The 2,920-nt window shown below is 61.7% G+C and carries 3 protein-coding genes; 2 read left to right on the forward strand and 1 reads right to left on the reverse strand.

The window, feature by feature from the left end:
- Window positions 1–2,234 (forward strand): hypothetical protein (locus AC3WR5_RS33325; RefSeq protein ID WP_492490086.1); only part of this gene is annotated, 2,234 nt, incomplete at its 5' end.
- 15 nt (window positions 2,235–2,249) lie between these two features.
- Window positions 2,250–2,555 carry a hypothetical protein gene (locus AC3WR5_RS33330; RefSeq protein ID WP_492490087.1) on the forward strand — a complete coding sequence of 102 codons (306 nt, stop codon included), beginning with the start codon at window positions 2,250–2,252 and terminating at the stop codon, window positions 2,553–2,555.
- 94 nt (window positions 2,556–2,649) lie between these two features.
- Here AC3WR5_RS33330 and AC3WR5_RS33335 read toward each other — a convergent pair.
- On the reverse strand, window positions 2,650–2,920 hold a 271-nt coding region (locus AC3WR5_RS33335), incomplete at its 5' end, for a hypothetical protein (protein ID WP_492490088.1).

A 2,920-nucleotide genomic window follows, 5' to 3' on the forward strand; every position in this document is an offset into this window, starting at 1 on the left:
ACAACGCCGGCACCTTCAAGCCCTACAACCCGGCGGATGTGGTGGGGGATACCAGCCCGAACCTGCCGATGCCCAAGAACAGCGGCGGCTGCGGCGGTGTTGGCATGATCATCATGATCGTGGTGGCGGTCATCGTCACCATCTACACCGCCGGGGCTGCGGCTAGTTTGCTGTCGACGGTGGCTGCTGAGGCTGGAGCCGCCGCGGGCGGTGGTTTGGCTGGAGCCGTGGCCGCGACCGGAGCGGTCGCGGGGTCTGCAGTCGGCGTTGCGGCGGGAGCCATCGGTGCGGCAGTGGGCTCCATCGTCAGCCAAGGCGTCGGCATGGCCGTTGGCGCGCAAAAGGACTTCTCCTGGAAGCAGGTGGCCCAGTCCGCGATAGGTGGGGCGGTGTCGGCTGGCTTGGCGACACCAGGTGGGGCTCAAACCACGCTCACAGGCTCGGGCCTGCAGAACACCTTCGTGCGGGCGGCGATGTCGAATGCCTTGTCGCAAGGCGTTGGCATGGTGGTCGGGCTGCAAAAGAGCTTCAACTGGGCCGGCGTGGCGGGCGCTGCGATCGGTGCGGGCGTGGGCCAGAGCGTGAGCGCTAATGTCGGCGCGGACATGAACGGCGCACTCGGCAACCAGTTCGCCGAAAGAGTCGTGACGGGTACCGTGGCGGGCTTCGCTGGCGGAGTAACGGTGGCCTTGATGCGGGGTGGGCGCGTGAGCGCGCAGCAGGTCGCGGCTGACGCGTTTGGCAATGCGTTGGGTCAGGGCATCGTCGATGAGATGCAAGCTGCCGCAGCGGAGAGCGAAAAGTACGCGCTGGTTCCCAAGGGCACGAATGGCCGGGGCTTGCGCGTCGGTGCAAGCACAGAGCCAAAGCTCGGCGGGTGGACCACTGACGACCTCGATGCGACCGGCGGCGCAGCCGATGCACGCGCTGCTGGTGACGAAGGGTACGTGCGAGGGCTGATCGCCAAGGAACTGCAACGCGTCCAATCCTTGCAGACTGGACCTGGCACGTTGGTTGACCGGCAGACATTGCGCACGTTTGACGCAGTTGTTCGCGAAGCAGGTAATCCACGAGCCAACTTTGGCTCCACGATGATGATGTTCGGGGCGGGGGCCGATGCGCTTGAAGCTCGTGTTGCAGCTGGCGGCTACGGGTCCTACGACGGGGCTATACCAGCCGGGGATCGTGCCAAGGTGCTTCAGTTGCAGGCACTCGGTTCAGACGAGGTTGACTCGGTCAATTCCGTGATCGCTCGTTACTACGATGCGTATCGCGGCATGAGGGACGACCTCGGAAGGTCCCGCATGATGACCACGGCCGGCGTCTCGGGCTTCGCTGATGCCTATGGGCAACTGAGTGAAAACCAGCGCGGCTATGTGCTCGCAGGCGTCGTCAACAGCGCGGTGCAGTCGCAGGAGTACATGGACAACTACCGCTCCGGTGGGTACATGCGCGACTACGACAAGCCGCTGGAGGGAACAGCGGCGCCGTGGGAAATCATTGATCCTCGCTCCTTGTTTCGCTTGGCCACATCGCTGGGTCGTGATGCTGTTGCCGGCGGTGCCGCCATGCTCGGCGCAGGCCGAGAAATCATGGGCTCCTTGCTGGCCAAGGGTGAAAGCGCTCTGGCGCGATTCACGGCGGGTGGCACGCTCAGGCCTGGAGCTGCATCTGCATTGGAAGGAGGGCCCGCGTTCATCAACAAAATCTGGGCCTCCAGCATGACGTTGAAGACCAACGCTCAGCTGTATGGCTCAGCCATCACAAGGGCAGTCAATGAAATACCTGGGCTAATGCAGAAGGCTGGCTACAGCGCAGAGGAGTTGGCTGGCTATAGATTCGTTCGTCTAAGTGAAGATGGCTACGCTGCACGGGTGGCAGAGCGTCGAACCTACGGTGGTGGTGAGTTCGACGCCACATACGGGCCCAACTTGATCAACCCAAATGCCCAGTACCGCTTTGATGTCAATATCGCTTCCAAGCTTGCGAACGGCGATAGCGGAGTGACGATCTATCTCCGTCCCGGCGTTCTTGAGAGCGATGAACATATCGTGCAGGCAGTCGCTCATGAAATGAGCGAGATTGAGATGGCTTCGTACGAAATGAAGGGTTGGGTGTCAGGAAAGCAGTTCAATCAATGGACCGCTCCAAACGTCAAGAACAACTGGCACTACGATGCAGTCATCGCTGGCGACAAGGCAGTCAACGCCTTCCGAGTAAGCTCCGGCTACTGATCGGGGGATATAGCAATGAGCACAGACGCAGCCAAGAAAATTGCCCTTTGGGTCGACATGTGGAAGAACCATGAGGTCCCAGCCAGCGACGTGGCATACGTGGCCATAAGGCTTGTCGCCGAGTCTGGTTCGGCGGACTTGTTCCGCCTATTGCCGAATGACATCCAGGTTGAGGCCAAGGGGATTGCCGCTCAGTTCGCGGCGGATGGGAAGGCGGAACTTACAGCCAAAGGGGGAACGTCAATTGTTGACATCTCTTCGCAGGTGCAGCGCTTCATCGCGGCCTTGAAGGCGGATGGCATTGACCTGTCAGGCTCATAGCGCGGAAGCCGGAGAAGCCGGGCCAGCGGAAGCCGGGGTCATGTCCTGTCCGAATGCTAGACGCACCGCTGCGGCACGCCGTCGAGCAGATTTTTCACGAATCGAGGCGCCGGATTTGGGCGGTTGAGCGGTTTCCAGGTAGATGGTGGACCTCGCTGCGATGACCGGACCGCTCTGTTTCCTGCTTTTCTGGCTTGGCGCGCAGCACCAACCCTGCCCGTTTGCGGACACCCTGGCGATGCGAAGCTGAGGGCCCGTCCGGGCGGCGGGCCAACTGCTCAAGATCAGCGACAACAGCTTTGTTTCTGACGGTGTGAAGCTCGGCGAGTCCACGACCTATGCGTACGACCTGGCAGGTAACCGCG

It is taken from the genome of Ideonella sp. FW305-24 (assembly GCF_058788035.1).